Source organism: Neorhizobium sp. 05N33 (genome assembly GCF_056397445.1).
The window spans coordinates 131,897-157,092 of record NZ_JBFTNK010000008.1; the positions used below are offsets into that span (position 1 = coordinate 131,897).

At 62.4% G+C, this 25,196-nt stretch carries 22 protein-coding genes; 17 read left to right on the top strand and 5 right to left on the bottom strand.

Annotated features, from left to right (window positions below; translation table 11 throughout):
• Positions 1–73: 73 nt before the first annotated feature.
• Complete coding sequence (locus AC1DLT_RS20275) at positions 74–1,117, bottom strand: alpha/beta fold hydrolase (RefSeq protein ID WP_477487930.1); 1,044 nt, start codon at positions 1,115–1,117, stop codon at positions 74–76.
• 332 nt (positions 1,118–1,449) lie between these two features.
• Here AC1DLT_RS20275 and AC1DLT_RS20280 point away from each other — a divergent pair, with 332 nt between their 5' ends.
• Together AC1DLT_RS20280 and AC1DLT_RS20285 are read left to right on the top strand one after the other, a co-directional pair.
• Entirely contained in the window at positions 1,450–3,225 is a 1,776-nt protein-coding gene (locus AC1DLT_RS20280; protein ID WP_477487931.1) for a cytochrome c biogenesis protein DipZ, read from the top strand.
• Between the two features lie 47 nt (positions 3,226–3,272).
• Positions 3,273–4,028, top strand: a complete 756-nt coding sequence (locus AC1DLT_RS20285) for an alpha/beta fold hydrolase (protein WP_477487932.1) — start codon at positions 3,273–3,275, stop codon at positions 4,026–4,028.
• 85 nt (positions 4,029–4,113) lie between these two features.
• On the opposite strand, the gene AC1DLT_RS20290 is transcribed toward AC1DLT_RS20285, so the two are convergent.
• Both AC1DLT_RS20290 and AC1DLT_RS20295 read right to left on the bottom strand, forming a co-directional pair.
• Complete coding sequence (locus AC1DLT_RS20290; RefSeq protein WP_244447594.1) at positions 4,114–4,497, bottom strand: YybH family protein; 384 nt, start codon at positions 4,495–4,497, stop codon at positions 4,114–4,116.
• A gap of 8 nt (positions 4,498–4,505) precedes the next feature.
• Positions 4,506–5,210: a GntR family transcriptional regulator gene (locus AC1DLT_RS20295; protein WP_477487933.1), complete on the bottom strand. Its 705-nt coding sequence runs from the start codon at positions 5,208–5,210 to the stop codon at positions 4,506–4,508.
• A gap of 261 nt (positions 5,211–5,471) precedes the next feature.
• Here AC1DLT_RS20295 and AC1DLT_RS20300 point away from each other — a divergent pair, with 261 nt between their 5' ends.
• Genes AC1DLT_RS20300 through AC1DLT_RS20325 form a run of 6 tightly spaced genes read left to right on the top strand, consistent with a single transcriptional unit; the run spans position 5,472 to position 12,866 of the window.
• On the top strand, positions 5,472–7,304 hold the full coding sequence (locus AC1DLT_RS20300; protein WP_477487934.1) for a gamma-glutamyltransferase family protein: 1,833 nt from the start codon (positions 5,472–5,474) through the stop codon (positions 7,302–7,304).
• A 38-nt stretch (positions 7,305–7,342) separates the two neighbouring features.
• Complete coding sequence (locus AC1DLT_RS20305; RefSeq protein ID WP_040125706.1) at positions 7,343–8,863, top strand: ABC transporter substrate-binding protein; 1,521 nt, start codon at positions 7,343–7,345, stop codon at positions 8,861–8,863.
• Between the two features lie 18 nt (positions 8,864–8,881).
• On the top strand, positions 8,882–9,922 hold the full coding sequence (locus AC1DLT_RS20310) for an ABC transporter ATP-binding protein (RefSeq protein ID WP_477487935.1): 1,041 nt from the start codon (positions 8,882–8,884) through the stop codon (positions 9,920–9,922).
• Positions 9,919–11,037, top strand: a complete 1,119-nt coding sequence (locus AC1DLT_RS20315; protein ID WP_477487936.1) for an ABC transporter ATP-binding protein — start codon at positions 9,919–9,921, stop codon at positions 11,035–11,037. The genes AC1DLT_RS20310 and AC1DLT_RS20315 overlap by 4 nt, the downstream gene beginning before the upstream one ends.
• Before the next feature lie 3 nt (positions 11,038–11,040).
• The gene (locus AC1DLT_RS20320; RefSeq protein WP_477487937.1) at positions 11,041–11,982 is read left to right on the top strand and encodes an ABC transporter permease; all 942 of its coding nucleotides are present in this window, start codon (positions 11,041–11,043) and stop codon (positions 11,980–11,982) included.
• Positions 11,983–11,984: 2 nt separating this feature from the next.
• Positions 11,985–12,866: an ABC transporter permease gene (locus tag AC1DLT_RS20325; protein WP_477487938.1), complete on the top strand. Its 882-nt coding sequence runs from the start codon at positions 11,985–11,987 to the stop codon at positions 12,864–12,866.
• Positions 12,867–13,001: 135 nt separating this feature from the next.
• Here AC1DLT_RS20325 and AC1DLT_RS20330 read toward each other — a convergent pair whose 3' ends face one another.
• Positions 13,002–13,910 carry a helix-turn-helix domain-containing protein gene (locus AC1DLT_RS20330; protein WP_477487939.1) on the bottom strand — a complete coding sequence of 303 codons (909 nt, stop codon included), beginning with the start codon at positions 13,908–13,910 and terminating at the stop codon, positions 13,002–13,004.
• Positions 13,911–14,075: 165 nt separating this feature from the next.
• Here AC1DLT_RS20330 and AC1DLT_RS20335 point away from each other — a divergent pair, with 165 nt between their 5' ends.
• Genes AC1DLT_RS20335 through kduI form a run of 8 tightly spaced genes read left to right on the top strand, consistent with a single transcriptional unit; the run spans position 14,076 to position 21,996 of the window.
• The gene (locus AC1DLT_RS20335; protein WP_477487940.1) at positions 14,076–14,249 is read left to right on the top strand and encodes a hypothetical protein; all 174 of its coding nucleotides are present in this window, start codon (positions 14,076–14,078) and stop codon (positions 14,247–14,249) included.
• A complete protein-coding gene (locus tag AC1DLT_RS20340; RefSeq protein WP_477487941.1) occupies positions 14,246–15,130 on the top strand; it encodes a carbohydrate ABC transporter permease in 885 nt (294 codons plus the stop codon). The genes AC1DLT_RS20335 and AC1DLT_RS20340 overlap by 4 nt, the downstream gene beginning before the upstream one ends.
• Before the next feature lie 44 nt (positions 15,131–15,174).
• Positions 15,175–16,038: a carbohydrate ABC transporter permease gene (locus tag AC1DLT_RS20345; RefSeq protein ID WP_477488013.1), complete on the top strand. Its 864-nt coding sequence runs from the start codon at positions 15,175–15,177 to the stop codon at positions 16,036–16,038.
• Positions 16,039–16,042: 4 nt separating this feature from the next.
• Positions 16,043–17,152: an ABC transporter ATP-binding protein gene (locus tag AC1DLT_RS20350; protein ID WP_477487942.1), complete on the top strand. Its 1,110-nt coding sequence runs from the start codon at positions 16,043–16,045 to the stop codon at positions 17,150–17,152.
• Positions 17,153–17,184: 32 nt separating this feature from the next.
• Positions 17,185–18,441, top strand: a complete 1,257-nt coding sequence (locus AC1DLT_RS20355) for an ABC transporter substrate-binding protein (protein ID WP_041364245.1) — start codon at positions 17,185–17,187, stop codon at positions 18,439–18,441.
• 4 nt (positions 18,442–18,445) lie between these two features.
• Positions 18,446–19,960: a polygalacturonase PglA gene (gene pglA / locus AC1DLT_RS20360; RefSeq protein ID WP_477487943.1), complete on the top strand. Its 1,515-nt coding sequence runs from the start codon at positions 18,446–18,448 to the stop codon at positions 19,958–19,960.
• Positions 19,961–19,966: 6 nt separating this feature from the next.
• Complete coding sequence (locus AC1DLT_RS20365) at positions 19,967–21,112, top strand: glycoside hydrolase family 88/105 protein (RefSeq protein ID WP_477487944.1); 1,146 nt, start codon at positions 19,967–19,969, stop codon at positions 21,110–21,112.
• A gap of 35 nt (positions 21,113–21,147) precedes the next feature.
• Positions 21,148–21,996, top strand: coding sequence for a 5-dehydro-4-deoxy-D-glucuronate isomerase (kduI, locus tag AC1DLT_RS20370; RefSeq protein ID WP_477487945.1), 849 nt, complete (start codon positions 21,148–21,150; stop codon positions 21,994–21,996).
• 41 nt (positions 21,997–22,037) lie between these two features.
• Here kduI and AC1DLT_RS20375 read toward each other — a convergent pair whose 3' ends face one another.
• Positions 22,038–23,087, bottom strand: a complete 1,050-nt coding sequence (locus AC1DLT_RS20375; RefSeq protein ID WP_477487946.1) for a LacI family DNA-binding transcriptional regulator — start codon at positions 23,085–23,087, stop codon at positions 22,038–22,040.
• Positions 23,088–23,258: 171 nt separating this feature from the next.
• Here AC1DLT_RS20375 and AC1DLT_RS20380 point away from each other — a divergent pair, with 171 nt between their 5' ends.
• Complete coding sequence (locus AC1DLT_RS20380; RefSeq protein WP_477487947.1) at positions 23,259–25,184, top strand: ABC transporter substrate-binding protein; 1,926 nt, start codon at positions 23,259–23,261, stop codon at positions 25,182–25,184.
• Positions 25,185–25,196 lie beyond the last annotated feature (12 nt).

A 25,196-nucleotide genomic window follows, 5' to 3' on the forward strand; every position in this document is an offset into this window, starting at 1 on the left:
CGCTCTTCCTTCTTTAAACCGGAGGATGGCCGCCGCGAAGCGGAGAAATATCTCCGCGGCAGCCGTTAGAGGTTTAGAACCGGTCGACATCCAGAACGGCCTGCGCAAAGGCCTTCGGTGCCTCCTGCGGCAGGTTGTGGCCGATCCCGCCGGTAATGGTACGATGCTGGTATTTTCCGGAGAACTTTCTCACATAGGCCGAAGGCTCGGCATGCGGGGCGCCGTTGGCATCGCCCTCCATGGTGATGGTCGGCACCGAGATCGTCGGCCCCGTGGCGAGCTGTTTTTCAAGGGCGTCGAACCGGGCCTCGCCGTCGACAAGGCCCAGCCGCCAGCGGTAGTTATGGACGACGATCTCGACGTGGTCTGGATTGTCGAATGCGGCGGCGGATCTTTCAAAGGTCGCGTTGTCGAATTTCCAGGTGGGCGAGGCCGTCTGCCAGATGAGCTTATTGAAGTCGCGCCGGTTCTGCTCATAGCCAAGCCGGCCGCGTTCGCTGGCGAAATAGAACTGGTACCACCAGGCAAGCTCGGCTTTCGGCGACAGAGGCTTCCTGTTGATCTCCGGGCTGCCGATCAGGTAGCCGCTCACCGATACCATCGCCTTGCAGCGTTCCGGCCAGAGCGCCGCCATGATATTGGCGGTCCTGGCGCCCCAGTCGAAGGCGGCAACGATCGCCTTGTCGATTCCGAGCGCATCCAGGAGCGCGATCATATCGGCCGCAATGGCCGACTGCTGGCCGTTGCGCGGTGTGTCCTTCGACAGAAACCGGGTCGTGCCGTAGCCCCTGAGATAGGGCACGATGACGCGATAACCGGCCGAGGCGAGCAGCGGCGCGACATCCACGAAGCTGTAGATATCGTAGGGCCAGCCATGCAGCAGCAGGACGACCGGACCGTTTGCCGGACCGGTCTCCGCATACCCCACATCGAGCACGCCAGCCTTGACCTGCTTCAGCGTTTCGAAGGACGTGTTGGTGCCGGCCTTGGCCGGAGTCGGTGACGTTACGGGAGCCTGAGCTCCGGCAGTGCCGGTCATTCCGAATTCGACCGCTGCAACGGTCATGGCGGCAACACCGAAGAAGCGGCGACGCTGGTGGTTGATTGGGTCGGACATCGATCTCTCCAATTCATGTTGAACACGATCGGAAAAGAGCCCTGGCCATGTATCCCCGATGTGTCCCGAGCCGCGGGTTTTGAATGCGGATGTAGCATCCGGCCGTCGAGATACGTTCTGATACAATTCAGGCACTGCCGATCCGGGCACCTTCCGCCGCGCCTGGCGATTTGTGTCGCTCTGTAGCGCGTCGGGTAGTTTCCTACACTTCGGTACATTTCCCCTCGAAGTTGGACACATCCGGGATACGCCGCGCCGACCAGATTGGCCCGTTGCTGGTCGAGCCGCACCGCCGCCCAGAACCCGAACACTCGGTATCAAAGGAAACGATGATGACGCTTCTTATCATTGCCTATCTTGGAGGCGCGCTGACGATCCTCAGCCCGTGTATTCTCCCTATTCTTCCCTTCGTCTTTGCGCGCGCCGGACAGCCGTTCGTCCGCAGCACATTGCCGATGCTCATTGGCATGGCCGCCACGTTTGCGCTCGTCGCCACGCTTGCAGCCGTCGGCGGCAGCTGGGCCGTCCACGCCAACGAATACGGCCGGCTCGCCGCCATCGTCCTTCTTGCAGTCTTCGGCGTCAGCCTCCTTTCGCCGCGCGTCGCAAGCTTCGTCACCCGGCCGGTCGTCGATTTCGGCAACAAGCTCATGAATGCCTCGGGCAAACCCGGTTCGGTGCGGACCGCAGCGAGTTCATTCGTCCTCGGCATGGCGACCGGCCTGCTCTGGGCGCCTTGCGCCGGCCCCATTCTCGGCCTCGTCCTGACCGGTGCCGCGCTGCAGGGCGCGAACCTTGAAACGACATTCCTGCTCGCTGCCTATGCGGCCGGCGCGGCAACTTCCCTCGCCATTGCGCTCATCGTCGGCGAAAAGGTCTTTGCCGGGATGAAGCGTTCGCTCGGTGTCAGCGAACGAATCCGCCAGGTCTTGGGTGCCGCCGTACTTGCCGGCGTCGCGGCCATCGCGCTCGGCCTCGATACCGGCCTGCTCGCCCGTCTGTCCTATGCGAGCACCGCCTCCTTCGAACAGGCCGTGCTCGACAAGCTCCACGCAAAGCCCGCAAACGGATCGCCTTCGGAAATCGCCAGCAATGACATGATGGTGGCCTCCGCCGATACCGCCCGGCCGTTCCGCAGCAACCTGCCGGTCGAAGGCCGTGCGCCTTCGCTCGACGGCGCGGTCGAGTGGCTGAACTCTGCCCCGCTGACGGCTGAACAGCTCCGCGGCAAGGTCGTGCTCGTCGATTTCTGGACCTATTCCTGCATCAACTGCATCCGCACCGTGCCTTACGTCCGCGCCTGGGCCGAAAAGTACAAGGATCAAGGCCTCGTGGTGATCGGCGTGCATGCCCCGGAATTCGCCTTCGAGAAGAAGATCGACAATGTCAAAAAGGCCGTCGGCGACTTCAAGATCGGCTACCCGATCGCAATCGACAACGACTACAAGATCTGGCGCGCCTTCGAAAACAGCTATTGGCCCGCCCAATATCTGATCGATGCCAGGGGCCAGATCCGCTACCATCACTTCGGCGAAGGCAATTACCGGCAGTCCGAGCAGGCCATCCAGGACCTGCTGCGCGAAGCCGGCAGCGAGACGGCTGCCACCGCACCGGTGGTGCCGGACGCCAAAGGCGCCGAAACAAGCCCGGACCTGCGCAATGTCCGTTCCGGCGAAACCTATCTCGGCTACAAGCGCGCGACCAACTTCGCCTCCCGGGAAACCCTGCTCGCCGACGCCGCCCGCGACTATTCGGTCGAGGAGCCCAGCCTCAACGAATGGGGCCTCTCCGGCACCTGGACCGTCGGCGCGGAACAGGCAACGCTCGGCCAGCCGGGCGGCGGCATCGCCTACCGGTTCAGCGCCCGCGACCTGCATCTCGTCCTCGGTCCCGGCGCTGCCGGCAAGCCGGTGCGCTTCCAGGTGACGATCGACGGCAAGCCTCCGGGAATAAACCACGGCGCCGATATCGACGCCGATGGCAACGGCACGGTGACCGCGACAAAGCTCTACCAACTCGTCCGTCAGGCCGGCGATGTCGAGGCGCGCAATTTCGAGATCCGCTTCCTCGATCCCGGCGTCGAAGCCTACGCCTTCACCTTCGGCTGAAACCTCATCCAAAACCTCCCCTACATCAACTGACAGGAGTTAAGCTCATGAAAAGACGTGTCTCCACCTTCGCACTTGCCCTCGCCACCAGCGTCATCGCCTTTGCCGCACAGGCCGCCGAGGTCAAGAACATCGTTATCGTCCACGGCGCGCTGGCTGACGGCTCGACCTGGCGCAAGGCGACCGAAATCCTCGAAAAGCGCGGCTTCAACGTCACGATCGTCCAGCAGCCGATCACCTCGCTTGCCGACGATATCGCCGCGACGAACCGGGTGCTGGACCTGCAGGACGGCCCGACCCTGCTCGTCGGCCACAGCTATGGCGGCATGGTGATCACCGAAGCCGGCCACAGCCCGCATGTCGCAGGCCTCGTCTACGTGGCGGCGTTCCAGCCCGACAAGGGCGAAAACCTGCTCGGCCTCGCAAGCTCCAAGCCGGCCGGCGGCATGAACATCCGCGAGACGAAGGACGGCAAATATCTCTATATCGACCCCGCCGCATTCCCCGGCGATTTCGCCGCGGACCTGCCGAAGGACGAAGCACGGTTCCTTGCGAGATCCCAGGTGTTTGCCGCCAAGGAGGCTTTCTCGGCCAAGGTCGGCGACCCGGCCTGGCACGCCAAGAAGAGCTGGTCGATCGTCGCCACCGAAGACCGCTCCATCAACCCGGAACTGGAAAGGGACATGGCGCGGCGAGCCGGCAGCGACATCACCGAGATCAAGGCAAGCCATGCCGTCTTCGCCTCCCAGCCGGAGAAGGTCGCCGACGTCATCGAACGTGCGGCCAGGCAGGCGGGCGAATAAGTCCTGAGAGACGACAGCCCGGCGCAGAAAAACCTCCCGCGCCGGGCCTGCCTCAAACTCCGGGATATCGGACCTCAGGTCCGGCCTATCTCTCGATCTGCGAAACGTGGTTGAGCGCGATCACCCATTTGCCGTCGCGCTTGCGCATCAGCCGGGTGTTGACACCGGTCTGGTTGCCGGCCGGCCGGACCAGCTTGTAGTCGCTGATCAGCTGGGCCGCATCCGGCGCCAGCATTTCGATGCGGATGTTGGTGAAGGCGAGCTCGCCTTGCGAGCCCGGAGACCCGCCGTAATCGGCGATATAATGCTCGAGCGTCGCCTGCCAGTCCTTTTGTATACGACCGCGCGAGACGAAGATGACGTCGGGATTGGCGAACCCGGCCATGTAGCCATGGAAATCGGCCCGGTTCCAGGCCGCCTGCATGTCGGCAATGACGGTGCGGATGACGTCTTGATCTGTATTGGACATTCGGTAATTCATGCCTTTCCAAGAAGATTGATCTTGGCGACGGCGTCGTCTTCCTGCCGCTGCCGTTTGACGAGAACTTCCTGTGCCGCCGAGACGAGATGCCGGCGAAGCGCGTTTTCCACCGCCTTGGCATCTTGATCGAGGATCGCGTCGACGATCTGCTGGTGCTCGCTGCAGGAACGCTTCAGGCGTCCCTTGTCTTTCAGCTGGTATTTGCGGAACGGCGCGAGCTTCAGCCGCAATGTCTGTGCCGCGGCGATCAGGTCGCTGTTGTGGCTGCCCTGGAACAGAAGGCTGTGGAAACGGGTATTGATCTCGTTGTAGCCAGCGTGATCGCCCTCTTCGGCAAGCGCATTCATCTCCCGGTGTAGGCTTTCGAGCTCGGCGCGCTCGCTCATCGTCATCCGATGGGAGGCAAGGCGCCCGCAGGTGGCTTCGAGTTCGGCCATGGCCTCGAACATCTCGTCGATCCGCTCGGCCGAGATCTGCGTCACGATCACGCCCTTGTAAGGCTCGCGCTCGGCAAGCCCGCGCCCGCACAGAATATGCAACGCTTCCCGCACCGGCGTGCGCGAGACGTTGAACTGGGCGGCGATGGAGGTTTCGTCGAGGCGCGATCCCGCTGCGATCTCGCCGTTGATCACCGCCTCTTCAAGCTGTTCGGCAATCGCGTCGCTGCGAATTTTCTTTCCCGTGGCAGGTGTGTCCAGCATCTCTTTGTTTTCCCAAGCAGCGTCCCTTAGAGCCAGGCGCCTTTCAATTATGCGAGCATGAGTAGGTTACACAATACGCTTGCATTGTGGGCAGAGAATATACAATATGTCCACAGGGAGTGGCCGCATGTTGGCGCCTGCGGCTGACTGCAGCGTTGGCATGTACATAATCCAGCCTCTATGACTTTGACTTGTCGACAAGTCTCCAGCATGGAGGCGGTCTGCGCGCATGTCGTGCTGGATGAGAGATTGGGAATCGATATGACCTTCACGACGCGACCGGAACTCAGAGGCACATTTGGCGCCGTGTCGTCCACCCATTGGCTGGCCTCGGCCGTCGGCATGTCCATTCTCGAAAGGGGCTTCACGGCTTTCGACGCGGCGGTCGCCACCGGTTTCGTCCTGCAGGTCGTCGAACCGCATTTGAACGGCCCCGCCGGCGAAGTGCCGATCATCGTCACGCCGGCCGGCGCCAAGGCGCCGACCGTGATTTCCGGCCAAGGCCCCTCGCCTGCCAAAGCGACGGTCCGGTATTTCAAGGATCTCGGCCTCGACATCATTCCCGGCACCGGCCTGCTGCCGGCCTGCATTCCCGGCGCCTTCGGTGCCTGGCTGACGCTGCTGCGCGACTACGGCACGGCCGAACTCGAAGACGTGCTGGCGCCGGCGATCTATTATGCCCGCACTGGCCACCCGCTGGTGCCGCGCATCGCCAATACGATCGCTTCCATGCGCGAACTCTTCGAAACCCACTGGCCGAGCTCGGCGGAAGTCTACCTGCCCGGCGGCGTAGCACCGCAATCCGGCAAGCTGTTCCGCAATCCGCAGATCGCCGACGTCTATCAGCGCATCATCGACCAGACCAAATCTGCCAAGAACCGCGAAGCGCGCATCGATGCGGCGCTCGATTTCTGGTATCGCGGCCCGATCGCCGAGCGGATCGAGGAATTCTGCGCCACCGAAAACGTCTGGGACGTTTCGGGCCGCCACCACAAGGGCCTGATCACCGCCCAGGACATGGCCGACTACAAGCCGCTGATCGAAAAGCCGGTCTCGGTGACCTATGGCGACTACGAGGTCTTCAAATGCGGACCGTGGTCGCAAGGCCCAGTGCTCCTGCAGATGCTGCAGATCCTGAAAGGCACCAACATCGCCGATCTCGACACGATGAGCCCGGATTTCATCCATCTCATCGTCGAAACGACCAAGCTTGCCATGGCCGATCGCGACAGCTGGTACGGTGACAATCCGGACGTACCGATGAAGACCCTCCTGTCTTCCGGTTACGCCGATATCCGCCGTGCGCTGATCGGCAGCACCGCCTCGATGGAAATCCGCCCCGGAGCGCCCGATGGGCGCAATCCCAATGTGCCGCCGCTTCGCGCCGTCGGTACCATCGCGCAGCCGGGTCTCGGCGGCGGCGAGCCAACCGTGGCGCGCGAACACAAACTGCCGAACGATCGTGAAGGCGAGCCGACGCTGACCCGCGAAGGCGCCCAGCGCGGCGATACCGTGCAGGTCAGCGCCGTCGACAAATGGGGCAACATGGTTTCGGCGACGCCGTCCGGCGGCTGGTTCCAGTCGAGCCCGGTCATTCCGGGCTTGGGATTCAGCCTGACGACCCGCGGCCAGATGTTCTGGCTCGAGGAGGGTTTCAACTCCACGATGATGCCGTCGGTGCGCCCGCGCACCACATTGACACCGTCGACGGCCTTCCGCAACGGCAAGCCCTACATGGCCTTCGGCACGCCCGGCGGCGACCAGCAGGATCAGTGGCAGCTGATCATGTTCCTGCGCCACGTCCACAAGGACATGAACCTTCAGGAGGCGATCGACGCGCCGTCCTTCCATACTGACCACCTGCCGAGCTCCTTCTGGCCGCGCGAGATCAGCTTCGGGGCGGTGACGCTCGAAGCGCGCTTCCCGGAAGCGGTGCGCGAGGAACTGGCGGCACGGGGCCACAAGATCACCATCAGCGATGCCTGGTCGGAAGGCAGGCTGGCCGCCGTCGCCCGCGAGATGGATGGAGATACCCAGCTGATCAAGGCCGGCTCCAATCCGCGCGGTGTGCAGGGATACGCGGTCGCGCGCTGATCTTCGAATTCGAGTTTAAAACAAGAGAGGGAATGTTGATGAAACCACTTTATCTCGCACTCGCAGCCGGCCTGGCGCTGAGCGGCATGACGGCACTCGCCGCCCCCGCCGCTGCCCAGTCGGTCCTCAAGATCGGCCTGCAGGACGATCCCGATACGCTCGACCCGGTTTCCAACTGGAGCTTCGTTGGCCGCCACGTGCTTCAGTCGCTCTGCGACAAGATCGTCGACATCGACACCGAAGGCAAGATCGTCCCCATGCTGGCGACCAGCTGGGAATGGAACGCCGACAGCACCGCGCTGACGCTCAAGCTGCGCAACGACGTGGTTTTCCACGACGGCACCAAGATGGATGCCGCCGCGATCAAGTACAATCTTGACCGCGAACTCACCATGAAGATCTCCCGCCGCAAGGCGGAAATCAGCGCCGTCAGCAGCGTCGACGTGGTCGATCCTTTGACCGTCAAGATCAACCTCAAGGAACCGTCGGTTCCGCTTCTGGCCGCCCTCAGCGACCGCGCCGGCATGATCGTGAGCCCCAAGGCCGCTGAAGCGCTCGGCGAAAAGTTCACCGACGCCCCGGTCTGCTCCGGCCCGTACAAGTTCGTCGAACGTGTTACCCAGGACCGTATCGTGCTGGCCAAGTTCGACAAGTACTACAATGCCGACCAGTACCATTTCGACCAGCTCGTCTATCGTGGCATGCCGGACTCCAACGTCCGCCTTCTCAACCTGCGTTCGGGCCAGCTCGACCTGATCGAACGTCTCGCCGCCACCGACGTCGAAGCCGTCAAGGCCGACAAGGCCCTCGCCGTCGCTCCGGTCGTCGGTCTCGGTTACTACGGCATCACCTTCGACATCACCGGCGAAGGCGCCGACCTCGACGCCGGCAAGAAGGCCGCGATCCGCGAAGCCTTCAGCCTGGCGATCGACCGCGACGCGATCAACAACGTCGTGTTCGAAGGCCAATTCACCACCGGCAACCAGCCCTTCCCGCCGGCCAGCCCTTATTACGACAAGAACTTCCCAGTTCCGGCCCGTGACCTCGGCGCCGCCAAGAAGAAGATGGCCGAAGCCGGCGTCAAGGCGGTCGATCTGGAACTCCTGGTTCCGACCGATGCCGAGCGCCAGCAGGTCGCCCAGCTCATCCAGGCCATGGTCGCCGAAATCGGCATCAAGGTGTCGATCAAGCCGACCGAACTGATGACGCTGCTCGACATCGCCCGCCAGGGCAAGTTCGAGTCCCATCTCGTCGGCTGGAGCGGCCGTGTAGACCCGGATCTCAACATCACGCCGATGCTTGCCTGCGGCGCAGCCGGCAACGACGCGCATTACTGCAACAAGGAGCTGGATACGATCCTCACCAAGGCGCGCGCCATCGGAGATATGAATGCCCGCAAGGTCGAGTACAGCAAGGCGATCGCGATCCTTCTCAAGGACCTACCGCTCGTCTATCTCTATCACTCGCAGTGGATCTTCGCGCACAATTCCAACATCACCGGCCTGAAGCCTGCCCCGGACGGCATCATCCGTCTGACCGGCGTCAGCCGTAAGAAATAAGTTGGCAATCGAGCTTCGATGAGCACGTCTCAAGATATCCTCAGCAACCCGTCAGCCCGATCCGTTCGGGCTGACGATGCCGTTACGCCCGTATTGGAAGTGACGGACCTGCGTGTCGCCTTCGAAGGCGACGCGCGGACCGTCACCGCGGTCGACGGCGTCAGTTTCACCGTCCGGAAGGGCCGCACCCTTGCGATCGTCGGCGAGTCCGGCTCCGGCAAGAGCGTCACCTCGCTTGCCGTCATGCGGCTTCTGCCCGAACACTCCGCGCGCATTTCCGGCAAGGTCAATTTCGACGGGCGCCAACTGCTCGACGAGACTAAGAGCGCGATGCGGTCCTTGCGCGGCAACCGGCTGGCGATGATCTTCCAGGAGCCGATGACCTCGCTCAACCCGTCCTATACGGTCGGCGAGCAGATCAACGAAGTCATCCTGCGCCACCGCCCGATTTCCAAGAAGGAGGCGACCGAACGCGCCATCGCCATGCTCCGGCTGGTGCGCATTCCCTCGCCCGAGACCCGCTATCACCAATATCCGCACAATCTTTCCGGTGGCATGCGCCAGCGCGTGATGATCGCCATGGCGCTCGCCTGCGATCCGGAACTGCTGATCGCCGACGAGCCGACCACGGCGCTGGATGTCACCATCCAGGCGCAGGTACTCGAGTTGATGCGCGAACTGCAGGAAAAGACCGGAACCGCCATCGTCCTCATCACCCACGATCTCGGCGTCGTCGCCGAAGCCTGCGACGACGTGATCGTCATGTATGCCGGCCAGGTGGTCGAACAGTGTTCGGTCGAACAGCTCTTCACATTTCCCGAGCACCCCTACACGATCGGCCTGCTCGGCTCGTTGCCGCGCCTCGACGAAAAACGCGAGCGACTGGTGGCGATCACCGGCACCGTGCCCGACATGGCCAATCCGCCCAAGGGCTGCCGTTTCCAGGCCCGCTGTCCCTTCCGCATCGACAAATGTGCCGAAATGCCCGGCCTGATGGAAGTGTCTGCGGGACATTTCAGCCGTTGTTGGCGCGCGCCCATGGAGGACCTCGTCCCATGATCAAGCCGGTGCCCTCCTCTCCCGCCGGCACGCCGATCATCGAGGTCCGCGGTCTTGGAAAGAAGTTCGTCGTCAAGCGCACCGTCTTCGGGCGGCCGCTGGCTGAAGTCGGCGCGGTCGACGACGTGACCTTCTCGCTGATGCCGGGGGAGACCCTTGCGGTCGTCGGCGAGTCCGGCTGCGGCAAGTCCACCCTTGGCCGCATGCTGATCCGGCTGATCAAGCCGACCTCCGGCGAAGTCTTCATCGACGGTCACAACGTCACCAATGTCAGCCATGCCGTGATGCGCAAGCAGCGCCGGCATGTGCAGCTGATCTTCCAGGATCCCTATGCATCGCTCAATCCGCGCATGACGATCGCCCAGACGATTGCCGAGCCGCTGATGCTGCATAACATCGTACCCGCCGGCCAGCGCCCCAAACGCGTCGCCGAGCTCCTGGAAATGGTCGGCCTGCGTCCGGAACAGGCGAACCGTTATCCGCACGAATTTTCCGGCGGCCAGCGCCAGCGTGTGGTGATCGCACGTGCGCTTGCCTCCGAGCCGAAGGCGATCATCTGCGACGAGGCAGTGTCCGCGCTCGACGTATCGATCCAGGCGCAGGTCCTCAATCTTCTGAAGGATCTGCAGAAGCGGCTTGGTCTCGCTTTCGTGTTCATCAGCCATGATCTCGGCGTGGTGAAGCACATCGCCGACCGCGTCGCGGTCATGTATCTCGGCAAGGTGGTCGAGCTCGGCACCGCCGAGATGATCTTCTCGACGCCCCGCCATCCCTATACGCGCGCGCTGCTGTCGGCCATTCCGGTCGCCGCACCGCCGAGCCAGCACCGGTCCCGCGCCGCACGCCTGCACGGCGACCTGCCAAGCCCGATCGCTCCGCCGCCAGGCTGTCGGCTGCACACGCGCTGCCCGCATGCGCGTCCGGAATGCCAGACAGTCAGCATGGCGCTCGATATCGAGCCGAACGGCCACGCCAATGCCTGCGCCTTCTGGCGCGAGCTGCCGGCGCAGGACGCCGACCATATCCGCGAGCCGCGCAATCCGAAACTCGAAAAGCTGTTCGCAGCCTTCGAGGCGATGGCCGCGCGTCCGGCACTAACGGCAACGGAGAGCTAAGCCATGTCCTCGCTTCTCGCCCGCCGCCTGCTGCAGCTCATCCCGACGGTCATTCTCCTGTCGCTGATCATCTTTTCGCTCCAACATCTCCTGCCGGGCGATCCGGCGCTGGTGCTTGCCGGCGACAATCCGGACGAGGCCACGCTTGCCGCCATCCGGGAACAGTACCATCTCGATCAGCCGGTCGTCGTCCAGTACATCTTCTGGGTCAAAGGCGTGTTGACCGGCGATCTCGGCGAATCCATGCGCCACAACCGGCCCGTCCTCGACCTCATCCTCCTCAAGCTGCCGGTCACTCTGCAGCTCGCGGTCATGGGTATCGTCGTCGCGCTGGTGCTGGGCATTGCCGGCGGCGTCATCTCGGCACTTCGCCAGAACACCCCCATCGACTACATGACCAATGTCGTGTCGCTCGCCGGCATTTCGGTGCCGAACTTCTGGCTCGGTATCATGCTGATCATGTTCTTCTCGGTCTATCTCGGCTGGCTGCCCGCATCCGGCTTCGTCAGTCCCTGGGAAGACTGGAGGATGAACCTCTCGACGACGATCATGCCGGCCTTCGTGCTGGGATCGGCGATCGCCGGGGTCATCATGCGCCATACCCGCAGCGCCATGCTGCAGGCGCTGGAAAGCGATTATGTCCGCACCGCCCGCGCCAAGGGCCTCAGCGAATGGGTCGTGGTTTTCAAGCACGCCATGCGCAACGCGCTGACGCCGATCATCACGCTCGGCGCGCTGGAATTCGGCGCTCTGCTCTCCGGTGCGGTGCTGACCGAGCAGATCTTCACGATCCCCGGCTTCGGCAAGCTCATCGTCGATGCGGTCTTCACCCGCGATTATCCCGTGGTGCAGGGCGTCGTGCTGGTCACGTCGATTTTCTACATCATCCTCAACCTCCTGGCTGACATCGGATACATCCTCGTCAACCCCCGACTGAGAAGCTGACCGTGCTGACGATCTCCGAACCCAAGACATCGATCAATCCCGTCTCGGCCTTCTTCCGGGGACGGTTGTGGCGGCGGCTCTCGAAACGCAAGAGCGCCCTCGTCGGTCTGGTCGTCGTGCTGATCATGGTGTTCGTCGCGGCCTTCGCGCCGCTTCTGGCACCCTATGATCCGGCCGCCCAGAGCTGGACGGCGGTCCGCAAGGCACCGTCCGCCCTCCACTGGATGGGCACCGACGAAGCCGGCCGCGACATGCTCTCGCGCATCATCTGGGGCGCCCGCGCCTCGCTGATGGCCGGCCTCACCTCGGTCGGCATCGCCATGGCGATCGGCGTGCCGCTCGGACTTGCAGCAGGTTTCCTCGGTGGCCTCATCGACGGGCTGATCAGCCGTTTCACCGACGCCATGCTCGCCTGCCCGTTCTTGATCCTGGCGATCGCATTCGCCGCCTTTCTCGGCCCAAGCCTCACCAATGCGATGCTGGCGATTGGTATCACGGCTATGCCGTTGTTCATTCGCCTGACGCGCGGCCAGGTTCTGTCGATCAAGGCGGAGGAATATGTGGAAGCGGCAAGTGCTGTCGGCAATCCGCAATGGCGCATCGCGGTCCGGCATATCCTGCCGAACATCCTGCCGCAGCTGATGGTTCAGGCGACGCTGACCATCGCATCCGCGATCATCGCGGAGGCCAGCATGTCCTTCCTCGGCCTCGGCCTGCAGCCGCCCGCCCCCTCCTGGGGTTCGATGCTCAACTCGGCGCAGCGCTTCCTCACCAACGCACCGTGGATGGCGCTCTGGCCTGGCATGGCGATCTTCATGACGGTGCTGTCCTTCAACCTCCTCGGCGACGGTCTCCGCGACGCTCTCGATCCGCGCTCCCGTTAAGGAGTAGGATAGTCGTCTTCCGAAAGCTCCAGCCAATTTAGCCCTCGGGATGAGGCAAAGCTTCGCACCGCGGAAAACGCCGTCGCAATCGATCGTCAAACTTTCGCAGATGACTGATTTATGTTTGGGCCATCATCAGCGCGTCAGCGGATAGATCAGCTGGCCATCCTCCTCACCTCTTGGGAAAGCACCCTCGCGGCTGCGCTTTTCTGACTGCTGGTAGCCCTGCGGGCTGATGCCGATATAGCGCTTGAACATGCGGGAGAAATAATAAGCGTCCGTATAACCGGAAAGCTCGGCGGCTCGCTTCACCGTGCAGCCGCCGGCCATCAGGCCCATGGCCCGCTCCATCCGCTTGAATTCCTGGAACTTGTCGGGCGTCCAGCCGACCCGCTTCCTGAACTCCCGCTTGAAATAATCCGGATTATAGGGCGCCGAGTTGATCGTTCTTTCGACGATCTCCTCGCCCAGCGGATCGGCGGCGATCTGGCTCGCGGCCACCATCACCGAAAAGGACAGCGCATCCGGATTGTTGACATTGCCGACCGACTGCTCTTTCCAGCCGATATGGGCCTGTTCGATGAACTCGATCAACAGGAACATGAAAAGATGGTGCTGGAGGAGCGTCGTCGAATAGGGCGGCGCGTTGTCGTGGTAATAGCGCGTCAGCGGCTCCATCATCTCCCACCGGGCGAGCGTGACGGCATGTTTCAGGTTCATCTGAGCGATAAGGTCGAGCCGCCCGAAGAGGTCGAGGGTAAAATGCTGGGCGATGCCGGTATAGGCCTCCAGCGAGGTCGAATGGCCGGAAAACCAGGTTTCCGCAGGCAGCAGCATCGCCCTGCCCGGCGCCATGTCGATCGTCTCGCCTTCGACCTCATAGCGCGCCGAACCCGTCAGGCAGATGATCAGGTCGTGCACGCTGTTCGATTTGTCGACGCCCCAGGTATGCGAATGCTGCATCCTTATGGTTGAACGCGTCAGCGTCAACGCCATCGCATTCATCGGAATGGCAGACAGAATGCTACCTTCGATTTTATCCATCCTTTTCCCCGAATTCGTCGATTTGATCTGGCTGGCAAAATGAGAATATCAGCCCGGGAGCTGAAAACTCAACACGCCTGAGACATTAATGGGAGGAAATGGCGCTTCAATTGCGGAAGCCTGAGGGATCAGGCGTGTCCGCAGATAGAAGAGCCAGAGGTCGCGATGCACAATATAGCAAGTGTCTCTTCGTTCAACGTCGCCTCTATCGGCGGCGGTTCGCTCAACTGCGCGACGAAATCCACGGGCGACGTCGCCTGTGACGGAACCGTCACCGCGCATGCCGGCCAGATGCTGCGCCTGCCGGAAGCGCCGGCCGGATTGGGGCAGCCGGCATGAGCGGCGACAACAAGTTTCTGGGGCTGTTCTACCTGTCGCCCTTCATCATCGGACTGCTGGTGTTCACGGCGCTCCCCTTCCTAGCGTCGCTTTATCTGAGCTTCACCAACTACAACCTGATGAACGAGCCGGTCTTCACCGGCCTGCAGAATTATATAAGGCTGTTCACCAACGACCGGACGTTCCGCAAATCCCTCTGGGTGACGCTGATCTACGTGTTCACGACGGTGCCGCTGAAGCTCGTCTTCGCGCTCTTCATGGCCGTGATCCTCAATTACAAGCTGAAGTTCATCAACGTGTTCCGGACGGCCTATTACGTGCCGTCGATCCTCGGCGGCTCAATCGCCATCGCGGTCCTGTGGCGCTACATCTTCGCCGATGTCGGCCTCGTCAACATGGGCCTCGCCCTCATAGGCTTCGAGCCGGTCAACTGGTTCGGCGACCCGACCAATGCGCTGTTCACCATCACGCTGTTGCGCCTCTGGCAGTTCGGCTCGGCCATGGTGATCTTCCTCGCCGCCCTCCAGAGCATCGACAAGACGCTCTACGAGGCCGCCTCGATCGACGGCGCCAGCAAATGGACGAGCTTCGTCTACATTACCCTGCCGCTGATCACGCCTGTGATCTTCTTCAACCTGATCATGCAGATGGTCCAGGCCTTCCAGGAGTTCAACGGGCCCTACATCATCACCCAAGGGGGGCCTTTGAAATCCACCTATCTCCTGCCGATCTACATCTATGACGAGGCCTTCAAGCGCTTCGACATGGGTTATGCCTCGGCGATCGCCTGGGTCCTGTTCCTGATCATCATGGCCCTCACCCTCATCGCCTTCTGGTCTTCGCGCCACTGGGTCTATTACGCCGGCGACAAGAGGAGCTGACCGTGACCGATCACATCCTCTCCAATTCTCCAGCAGCCCGCGACATCGACGTCGTCCGCAGCCGCGAAACACGCCGCCACCGCTTCAATGCCGTGCTGCGTTACGCCCTGCTGACCCTGGTCGGGTTGCTTATGCTCTATCCGCTGATCTGGCTGATCGGCGCATCGTTCAAGACCAATTCGGAGATCTTCTCCAATCCCGGCTTCTGGCCGGAACACCCGACGCTCGACGGTTATATCAGGGGCTGGAAGACCTCGACGCCCTATTCCTTCGGCACGTTCTTCGTCAACACGCTGTGGATCGTCATCCCGAAGGTGATCGGTACGGCGATTTCGTGTACGGCGGTCGCCTACGGTTTCGCCCGTTTCGATTTTCCGTTCAAGAAAGTGCTGTTTTCCGCGCTGATCGCGACGCTGCTGCTGCCGAACGTGGTCACCCGCATTCCGCAATACCTGATCTTCCGCGATCTCGGCTGGCTCGACAGCTACCTGCCGCTCTGGGTGCCTTCGGCGCTGGCGGGCGATGCCTTCTTCGTCTTCATGCTGGTGCAGTTCCTGCGCGCCATCCCGCGCGACATGGAGGAGGCCGCCCGTGTCGACGGAGCGACAACCTGGCAGACGCTGATCTTCATCGTCGTGCCGCTCTTGATGCCGGCGCTGATCTCGGTCTGCCTGTTCCAGTTCATGTGGACGATGAACGACTTCCTCGGCCCGCTGATCTATATCTCCTCGGTCGAAAAATACCCGATCTCGCTGGCGCTGAAACTGTCGATCGACACGACCGAAGCCTTCGAATGGAACCGCGTTCTGGCAATGTCGGTGCTGTCGCTGGCGCCGGCGCTCGCGGTCTTCTTCCTCGCCCAGAAATATTTCATCGACGGCATCTCCTCCGGCGGGATCAAAGGATAGTCACATGGCGCGTCTTCAGCTGAGAAACCTCGAAAAAGACTATGGTACCTTCCGCGCCGTGCATGGCATCAATCTCGATGTCGAGGATGGCGAGTTCATGGTGCTGGTCGGCCCCTCCGGCTGTGCCAAGTCCACCACGCTCCGGATGATCGCCGGGCTGGAACGGATCACCGGCGGTGAGATCCGCATCGGCGGCGAACTGGTCAACGACAAGACGCCGGGCGACCGCGGTATATCCATGGTCTTCCAGAACTACGCGCTCTATCCGCATATGAAGGTGCGCAAGAACCTCTCCTTCAGCATGCGGCTGAAGCGCCGTCCCAGTGCCGAGATCGAGCAGGCGACGAGCCATGTCGCCGGCCTCTTGGAGATCGACCCGCTGCTCGACCGTCTCCCAAAACAGCTCTCCGGCGGCCAGGCGCAGCGCGTCGCGGTCGGCCGGGCGCTGATCAAGAAACCGCAGGTCTTCCTGTTCGACGAACCGCTCTCCAATCTCGACGCCAAGCTGCGCGCCTCGATGCGCGTCCGCATCACCGACCTGCACAAGCGGCTGAAGGCGGAAAACCAGCAGGCGACCGTCATCTACGTCACCCATGACCAGACCGAGGCCATGACCATGGGCGACCGCATCTGCGTCATGAAGGACGGCCACATCATGCAGGTCGCCGACCCGGTGACGCTCTACAGCCGCCCGGCCAACACCTTCGTCGCCGGCTTCATCGGCAGCCCGGAAATGAATTTCCTCGACGGCACGTTCGAGGGCGACAACAGCGTGCGGGCGGCGGAACAGCTGATCACGCTCGGCGACGAGTTCACCAAGCGGATTTCCGGACGCAGCGAGCACGTCACGCTCGGCATCCGCCCGCAGCATCTGCGGATCGCCGTAGCTGAAACGCCCGGCACCATCAGGGGCAAGCTTACCCATATCGAGTTCATGGGCCACGAAGTCTACCTCTATGTCGACATCGGCCCGAAACGCCTCATCGCCGTCGTGCCGTCCGCGTCCTACGACCGCGGCGCGCTTCGCGACGACTGGGTCTGGCTCTCGGCCGATCCGAAGGGCGTCCATCTGTTCGACCGCCAGTCCGGGGAAAACATCAGCCTGGCGATTTGAAACGTCATCGTTCCAACTTGGGAGGAGCCAAAATGAGAACCATGTTCATGACGGCGGCTTTGTTTGCCGCCACCAGCCTTTCGACCGCATTCGCTTCGGATCTGCGCATGTCCTGGTGGGGCAGCGACGACCGCCATATCGCAACCCAGGAGGCCCTGAAACTCTGCGGCGCCAAGTTCGGCCACACGATCGCGCCTGAATTCACCGGCTTCCAAGGCCATCAGGAAAAGATCGCCACCCAGCTCGCCGGTCGCACCGAGGCCGACATCATGCAGGTGAACTGGCCCTGGCTGCCGCTGTTCACCAAGAACGGCGACGGCTTTGCCGATTTGAACCAGTACAAGGACATCATCGACCTCAGCCAGTGGTCGAAGCCGGACCTCGACAGCGGCACCGTCAAGGGCAAGCTGAACGGCATTTCCGTCTCCACCACCGGCCGGGTCTTCATGTTCAACAAGACCACCTATGACAAGGCCGGCATCCCGATTCCGAAGACCTGGGAGGAGCTGATCGCCGCAGCGCCGAAGATGAAGGAAAAGCTCGGCAAGGAGTTTTATCCCTTCGAAGGTGCCGCCCTCGATGCCCGCCTGATGGTGATCCTGCGCACCACCCAGAAGACCGGCAAGGACCTGATCGACCCGGCCACCAACAAGGTCGCCTGGAGCGAAGCCGAACTCGTCGAAGGATTGGAATTCTACAAGACCCTGGTCGACAAGGGCGTCATCGAGAGCTGGAAACAGGTCGCCGCCGGCGGCAACACGCCGCTGCATGAAAACCAGAAATGGGCCAAGGGCCAGATCGCCGGCACTTATCAGTGGGACAGCACCTACGGCAAGATCGCAACGCCGATGGAAAAAGGCCAGGAACTGGTTCCCGTCAAGCTCCTGACCATCGAGGGCGCCAAGACCGACGGCGTCTATCGCAAGCCCTCCATGTTGTTTTCGATCTCCAGGAACAGCAAGGACCCGAAGGGCGCGGCCCAGGTGCTCAATTGCCTGCTCAACGATCCGGCAGCGGTCAAGATCATGGGCGCCACGCGCGGCATTCCGTCCAGCAAGATAGCGCTCGATACGCTGACCAAGGAAGGCAAGATCAAGCCGGTGCAGATCGAAGCCTACAAGCGGGTGATGGAGCCGACCAGCCCCGGCGTCTCGCCGCTCAACGAGCATCCGCGCGTCACCGAAGTCTTCGACACCAATTTCGAAGCCTTCGCCTATGGCCAGCAATCCTCCAAGGATGCCGCAACCGAGATCATCGCCGGCATCAACCAAGCGCTGACGGGGATCTGAGGACGTGACGGACGTCGCCATCGAACTCCTGATCACCGGCCCCCGCAGCGCGACCTTCCGCGTCGATGCCGAAAGGCATCTCCACACGCGCGAGGAAGCGCTTGCCTGGCAGGTTCGGAGGCTCGATGGCGCGTTGGTGGCCGAGGGGACGACGTCGAAGGTCGTCTTCACCGTCGCCTCCCTTGAGCCGGGAGCTACCTATCACCTGCATGCAGGCGAAGCCCGGCTCGAATTTATCACACGGCAGGAAGCGGCCCTGATCGACATCCGCGATTTCGGCGCCTCGACGGATGCACGAGACAACGCGCCGACGATCCAGCGGGCCATCTCGGTGCTCGCTCCCGGAGCCACGCTGAGAATACCGGTCGGGCGCTGGCTGAGCGGCCCGATCTTCCTCAAGAGCGGCATGACCCTGCTCGTCGAGGACGGTGCGGAGCTCGCGGCGATCGCCAGCAGGCAAGACTTTCTGATCCTGCCGGCGCGCCATGCGGATGGCCGCATTCTCGGCACCTGGGAAGGCGTGGCCGAGCCCTGTTACGCCAGCCTGATCAACGCGATCGACTGCCGGAATGTTCATCTCGCCGGCACCGGCATTATCGACGGCGGCGGTGATCGTGGCGACTGGTGGTCATGGCCGAAGGAGACCCGCCAGGGCGCCAGACGCCCCCGTACCGTCTTCCTTTCGGCCTGCGAAAATGTCACGCTTTCCGGCCTCACCGTCCGCAACTCGCCGTCCTGGACGGTCCATCCGGTCCTCTGCAAGGGGCTTGTCGCGGCGGACCTGACGATCAAGAACGATCCGGATTCTCCGAATACCGACGGGTTCAACCCCGAAAGCAGCTCCGATATCCATCTTGTCGGCCTGCACATTTCGGTCGGCGACGACTGCATCGCACTGAAGGCCGGCAAACGCAGCCCGTTCGGCGGACCCGACCGCCCGACCGAGCATGTGCGGATCGAGAACTGCCTGATGGAGCGTGGCCACGGTGCGGTCGTCATCGGCAGCGAGATGAGCGCCGGCATCAGCGACATCGCCATCCGCAACTGCCACTTCAGGGGCACGGACCGCGGGCTGCGCATCAAGACGCGCAGGGGACGCGGCGGCACGGTCGCCGACATCCGGCTGACCGACAGCCTGATGGAGGACGTTGCAACCCCGGTCGCCGTCAATTCCTTCTACTTCTGCGATGCCGACGGCCGGTCCGATTACGTCCAGTCCCGGTCGCCGCTACCGGTCTCCGTGGAAACGCCGAGCATCAGCTCGATCACCGTTAAGAACGTCACCGTTTCGGGCGCGCGAACGGCCGCCGCCGTCTTCTACGGACTGCCGGAGGCGGCAATCCGGGATATTGCCTTCGAAGACTACACCGTCTCCTTCGCGCCGGATGCCGAGGCCGAGGTGCCGGAAATGGCCTCTCTTCTCCTGCCGCTCCGGCATGCCGGGATCGTTGCGGAAAACGCCGTTTTCAGCCGCCTCGCGCGACTTTCTCCGGTTTCCATTCATCCAGCTCAAGACTGAAATCCGATGCTTCAGGACTATTTCGAGACTTACGCCCGCGATTATGAATATTACAAAGGCGGCGCCTGGTGTTACGAGGACGGCTGCCTCTATCGCGGCCTGATCGCGCTTTACGAGGCGACCGGCCAACGGTCGTGGCTCGATCACCTCATCCGGCTGGTGAGCGGCCAGATCGATGCACAGGGCCGGCTTGTCGGCTACGAGATCGACGAGTTCAACATCGACAACATCCTGCCCGGCCGGGCCCTCGTCTTTCTCCATCGGCTGACCGGCGAGAGCCGCTGGCTTGATGCCGCCGCCCCGCTGGCGCGGCAGCTCGAAACGCATCCGCGCACCGGCAGCGACGTCTATTGGCACAAGCTGCGCTACCCGCATCAGATCTGGCTGGACGGGCTCTACATGGCGCTGCCCTTCAAGGTGGAATATGCCCGCGCAGCTTCCGAGCCCCAGATGGTCGAGGAGGCGCTTCGGCAGTTCACCGCCGCACTCGACCTTACCTATGACCGGCAGGCGGAGCTTTATCGCCATGGTTACGACGAGGCCCGGCAACAGGCTTGGGCGGATGCCGAAAGCGGCCTTTCGCCGGCCCATTGGGCAAGATCGATCGGCTGGCTGGCAATGGCCTTCGTCGACATCATCGAAAACCTGCCCGTCGGCGCAGCGCGGCGGGAGCTGACCGACCGCGCCGCGGCGCTGGCGTCCCGGATCATCGCCCTTCGCACCGCGGATCACCGCTGGCTGCAGGTCATCGACCGGCCGGATGAGGCCCAGAACTACCCGGAAAGCTCGGCAACGGCGATGTTCTCCTATTTCCTCCAGAAGCTCGCGCGGCTCGGCGGGCCGGCCGGTGTTTCCGAGGCCGGTAGAGCGAGCCTGCAATCGCTCGTCGGACATGAACTGCGCCAGGATGCGGATGGACGGTTGAGGCTCCATAACATCTGTTGCGTCGCAGGTCTCGGAGGCTTCAACGGCCGCTATCGCGACGGCACCGTCGGCTACTACCTCTCCGAGGAAATCCGCGCCGACGACATCAAGGGTGTCGGACCGATGATGATGGCCTATGCGGAAACGCTGCTAGACACGCAATCGATGATGTCACAGTCTGCGCAGCCGGAGGGCCGGGTCGAGCTCATCGCTGCCCTCAAGCGATAGCAGCGTACGCGCCAAAAAACAGGAGAAAACAGACCATGACGATCGATGTCCGAACGCGCCATGCCGTTCACTACAGCCAGTCGGAGCGCATGACGAGTGCGGAGCTGCGCGAAAATTTCGTGATCGAGGATCTCTTCGTCGCGGGGACATTGCAGGCTGTCTATACCCACTACGACCGCATGCTGGTGGCAGGCGTCACGCCGACACAGACAAGCGTCGGCATCGGCAGCGAACTGGCGAAACTTGTCGGCGCGGATTACGTCTTGGAACGCCGCGAGCTTGGCCTCATCAATATCGGCGGATCGGGCCGCGTCATCGCCGATGGCAGGGCTTACGCGCTCCAGCCGATGGACGGGCTCTATCTCGGCATGGGAACGAAGGAAATCTTGTTCGAGAGCGACAACCCGGCTGCGCCCGCGAAATTCTATATCAACAGCGCGCCGGCGCACGCCGCCTTACCCTCGCAAGTCATCAGCAGCGCAGAAGCGATCGAGAACAATCTCGGCGATAGCGCCACATCGAACAAGCGCAAGCTCTACCAGTACCTGCATCCGAAGGTGCTGCCGACCTGCCAGTTGCTGATGGGGCTGACCCGGCTGGAAACCGGCAGCGTCTGGAACACCATGCCGGCGCATCTGCATGACAGGCGGATGGAGGCCTATCTTTATTTCGAGATCCCGGAAAACGCCTTCGTCGTTCACCTGATGGGCCGTCCGGCGGCGACAAACCATCTGATCATCCGCAACGAACAGGCCGTGCTCTCGCCGCCCTGGTCGATCCATTGCGGCGCCGGCACCGGCGCCTATGCCTTCATCTGGAGCATGGCCGGAGATAACCAGTCCTTCACCGATATGGACATGGTGGATATGAAGAGCCTCAAATAGGCCTCGAAGTCGGTCCGCCAGCGGAGCACCGATCTGCTCCGTCAGACCGGCACAATGCGCGGCTCCTGCCGAGGCGCCGCACGATCGCGTGGATGCGCCGGGTCCCTGCATGGCCCGGTGGAGCGGCGCTCGATGATCCTCGACGCGACCTGGACCCTGCGGGCGGGGGTTCCCGGCTGGCGCGGGTTCTCGATCCGCTCGAGCAGCAGCCGCAGGCCGACAGCTCCGCATTCCTGGCCTTCCATGCGCACCGTCGTCAGCGCCGGCGAGATCTGTTTTGCCGGCGAAAAATCGCCAAAACCGACCACCGAGACATCATCGGGAATGCGATAGCCCTGGCCCAGGAGCTCGGAAACGACGGTAAGCGCCAGGCCGTCATGGGCGCAGAAGAAGGCGGTCGGTCGCGCGCCTTCTTCCTTCAGTGCGCGATAGGTTTCGGCAAAACCATTCTCCTCCTCGAACTGCAGGACATGCAACGTGACATCCGGGTGACGTTCGGCGATTTCGCGGGCGCCATAAAAGCGCTCGCGGCGGCCGCGATAGCCGGGTGTGCCATGGACATAGGCGATGGAACGGTGACCGAGGTCTACCAGGTATTGGATCACCGCCTGTCCTGCCTCGTGGTCGGTGCCGGAGACCTGATCGGCATCCTCCAGCGGATCGACCCAGCCGAACCGGATGATCGGAGTGCCGGTCGCCATGGCGGCGCGGATCGCCTCGCGGTCGTGAGGTCCGACCAGCAGCAGCCCGGCGCAGGTTCGGGCCAGTTCTTCAAGCTGCCCCTGGCTATGGGTCCATAACATCCTGAGAGCCATGCCGAGCCTGTGCGCCTCTGCCTGGACGCCGTTCTGGATCTGCATGTGCAGCTCGCTATTGACCGGATCGAGATCGTGAAACACCACCGCGATATCGCCCGGCGTGGTCTGGCTGGCGGGCTTGCTATAGCCGAGACGCAGGGCTGTTTCGCGGATCCGCTCGCGGGTTTCCTCGCTGACGCCGCTCTTGCCCGATAACGATCTGGATACCGCATATTTCGAAAGGCCGACCTCGCGCGCGATGGTCTGTAAGGTAACCCGCCCCCTGCTCTTCATTGCCCATCCCCCTGCAGCTACCGTGTGGCTACACTGCTGCACTGCAAAACGCAATTTTGCCAAACAACGCTACATAACACTTTACCTAACAGTATTCGAATGCAAACTTTTCGTTATCCACGCCCAAGGGAAATAATAGGTGACGGCGGGGACTGTGTGGAGGAGACACCCATGATCAAGCTGAAACGTCGCGCGTTTCTGGCCGGGACTTCGGCCGTTTTGATTTTGCCGGCCCTGCCGGCCTTAGCCGTCGACTACAAGGAAGCAAGCCTTTTGAAGGACAAGGTCGCCAGCGGCGCCCTGCCCCCTGTCAAGGACCGGCTGCCCGCCAACCCGCTTGTCATCAAGCCGGTCGAAAGCGTCGGGAAATACGGAGGCGACTGGAAGCTGGCGCTGGTCGGCGGCGGTTCGCTCTCCATGCTGTTCCGCTACCAGGCCTATGAACCGCTGCTGCGTTATACGCCGGACTGGTCCGGCGTGACGCTGAATGTCGCGGAAGCCTTCGAAGGCAACGCGGACTCGACCGTCTACACCATCCGGCTGCGCAAGGGCATGAAATGGTCGGACGGGCATCCCTACACCACGGCCGACGTCAAGTTCTGGTATGACACGGTGCTCACCGACAAGCGCGTCGCCGTCACCAGCCAGGGCCACTGGAAAACCGCTGGCAAGCCCGCCAAGCTGGAAGTAGTCGACGAGCAGACCTTCAAGGTCATCTTCGAAAAACCTAACGGTATGTTCCCGTTGCAGGTCGCATGGTCCAACCTGGACCACACCACCCGCTGCCCCAAGCACTATCTCGAACAGTTCCATATCGACTACAATCCGAAGGCGGATGAGCTGGCCAAACAGCGCGGTTTCCAGAGCTGGATCGCCGCATTCCAGTCTGCCTCCGGCTTCCAGGACGACAACGCCTTCTTCCTCAATTCCTCGAAGAAGCCCTGCCTCAACGCCTGGATGTTCACGATCGCGCCGGGCGAAAACACCGAACGAGTGGTGGCCGAGCGCAATCCCTACTATTGGAAGGTCGATACCGAGGGCAACCAGCTGCCTTATATGGACCGCATCGTCTACCAGATGGTCGCCGATCCGCAGGTACTGCTGTTGAAATGCATGCAGGGCGAAATCGACCTGATGGACCAGTATATCGCCACCCCCAACAACAAGTCGGTTCTCTACGACGCGCGCAAGCAGGGCGGCTACGATTTCTACACTCTGACCTCCACCGAGGCCAACGTGATGAACTTCATCTTCAACCTGAACCACAATGATGAGACGAAGCGAAAGCTCTTCCGCAACAAGAAGTTCCGCGCGGCCCTGTCGACGGCGCTCGACCGCCAGACCCTGATCGATGCGGTGCTGGTCGGCCAGGGCGCCCCCGCCCAGCCGTCGATCAAGGAAGGCGACCCGCTTTATAATGAGGTGCTCGCCAAGCAGTTCACCGAGTACAGCGTCGACAAGGCGAACGCGATGCTCGACGAGCTGATCCCCAAGCGCGACAGCCAGAATTTCCGTCTCGACGAGAAGGGCCGGCGGCTGACGATCATCTTCGAGATCGACCAGGCACGGCCGATCTTCCTCGATCTCTTCCAGCTGGTCATCCCGATGTTCCAGGCGGTCGGCATCGATGCGCAGATGCGCACCATGGACCGCTCTCTGTGGGAGACCCGCGTTCGCCAGGGCCGCGACTTCGACGCCACTGCGCACCAGTTCGGCGCCAATGGCGGCGTCGCGGCGATGCTCGATCCGCGCTACTACGTGCCGACCGACAGCAATGCGATGTATGCCCCGGCCTGGCAGCTCTGGTATCTCGATCCCAAGAACGCCAATGCCGAGGAACCGCCGGAAGACACCAAGAAGCAGCTTGCACTCTATGACAAGCTGAAGGCCACCTCGGACCAGGCAGGCCAGCGCGAGATCATGAAACAGCTCCTGCAGGGAGCTGCGGAAACCTTCTACGTGTTCGGCATTTCGCAGCCGCCGGACGGCTACGGCATCGTCAAGAACAACATGAAGAACATCACCAAGACCATGCCGAATTCGTTCGGCTGGCCGACCCCCGCCCCGACCATGCCGGAGCAGTTCTACAAGGTCTGACGACCTCGCACA

Excerpts from the sequence above, each read along its gene's own strand:
- AC1DLT_RS20275 (WP_477487930.1), bottom strand. The coding sequence starts at position 1,117 with ATGTCCGACCCAATCAACCACCAGCGTCGCCGCTTCTTCGGTGTTGCC.
- AC1DLT_RS20375 (WP_477487946.1), bottom strand. The coding sequence starts at position 23,087 with ATGAAGAGCAGGGGGCGGGTTACCTTACAGACCATCGCGCGCGAGGTC.
- AC1DLT_RS20315 (WP_477487936.1), top strand. The coding sequence starts at position 9,919 with ATGATCAAGCCGGTGCCCTCCTCTCCCGCCGGCACGCCGATCATCGAG.
- AC1DLT_RS20335 (WP_477487940.1), top strand. The coding sequence starts at position 14,076 with ATGCACAATATAGCAAGTGTCTCTTCGTTCAACGTCGCCTCTATCGGC.
- AC1DLT_RS20350 (WP_477487942.1), top strand. The coding sequence starts at position 16,043 with ATGGCGCGTCTTCAGCTGAGAAACCTCGAAAAAGACTATGGTACCTTC.
- AC1DLT_RS20300 (WP_477487934.1), top strand. The coding sequence starts at position 5,472 with ATGACCTTCACGACGCGACCGGAACTCAGAGGCACATTTGGCGCCGTG.
- AC1DLT_RS20310 (WP_477487935.1), top strand. The coding sequence starts at position 8,882 with ATGAGCACGTCTCAAGATATCCTCAGCAACCCGTCAGCCCGATCCGTT.
- kduI (WP_477487945.1), top strand. The coding sequence starts at position 21,148 with ATGACGATCGATGTCCGAACGCGCCATGCCGTTCACTACAGCCAGTCG.
- AC1DLT_RS20285 (WP_477487932.1), top strand. The coding sequence starts at position 3,273 with ATGAAAAGACGTGTCTCCACCTTCGCACTTGCCCTCGCCACCAGCGTC.
- AC1DLT_RS20280 (WP_477487931.1), top strand. The coding sequence starts at position 1,450 with ATGACGCTTCTTATCATTGCCTATCTTGGAGGCGCGCTGACGATCCTC.
- AC1DLT_RS20355 (WP_041364245.1), top strand. The coding sequence starts at position 17,185 with ATGAGAACCATGTTCATGACGGCGGCTTTGTTTGCCGCCACCAGCCTT.
- AC1DLT_RS20305 (WP_040125706.1), top strand. The coding sequence starts at position 7,343 with ATGAAACCACTTTATCTCGCACTCGCAGCCGGCCTGGCGCTGAGCGGC.
- AC1DLT_RS20320 (WP_477487937.1), top strand. The coding sequence starts at position 11,041 with ATGTCCTCGCTTCTCGCCCGCCGCCTGCTGCAGCTCATCCCGACGGTC.
- AC1DLT_RS20340 (WP_477487941.1), top strand. The coding sequence starts at position 14,246 with ATGAGCGGCGACAACAAGTTTCTGGGGCTGTTCTACCTGTCGCCCTTC.
- AC1DLT_RS20365 (WP_477487944.1), top strand. The coding sequence starts at position 19,967 with ATGCTTCAGGACTATTTCGAGACTTACGCCCGCGATTATGAATATTAC.
- AC1DLT_RS20290 (WP_244447594.1), bottom strand. The coding sequence starts at position 4,497 with ATGTCCAATACAGATCAAGACGTCATCCGCACCGTCATTGCCGACATG.
- AC1DLT_RS20380 (WP_477487947.1), top strand. The coding sequence starts at position 23,259 with ATGATCAAGCTGAAACGTCGCGCGTTTCTGGCCGGGACTTCGGCCGTT.
- AC1DLT_RS20295 (WP_477487933.1), bottom strand. The coding sequence starts at position 5,210 with ATGCTGGACACACCTGCCACGGGAAAGAAAATTCGCAGCGACGCGATT.
- AC1DLT_RS20330 (WP_477487939.1), bottom strand. The coding sequence starts at position 13,910 with ATGGATAAAATCGAAGGTAGCATTCTGTCTGCCATTCCGATGAATGCG.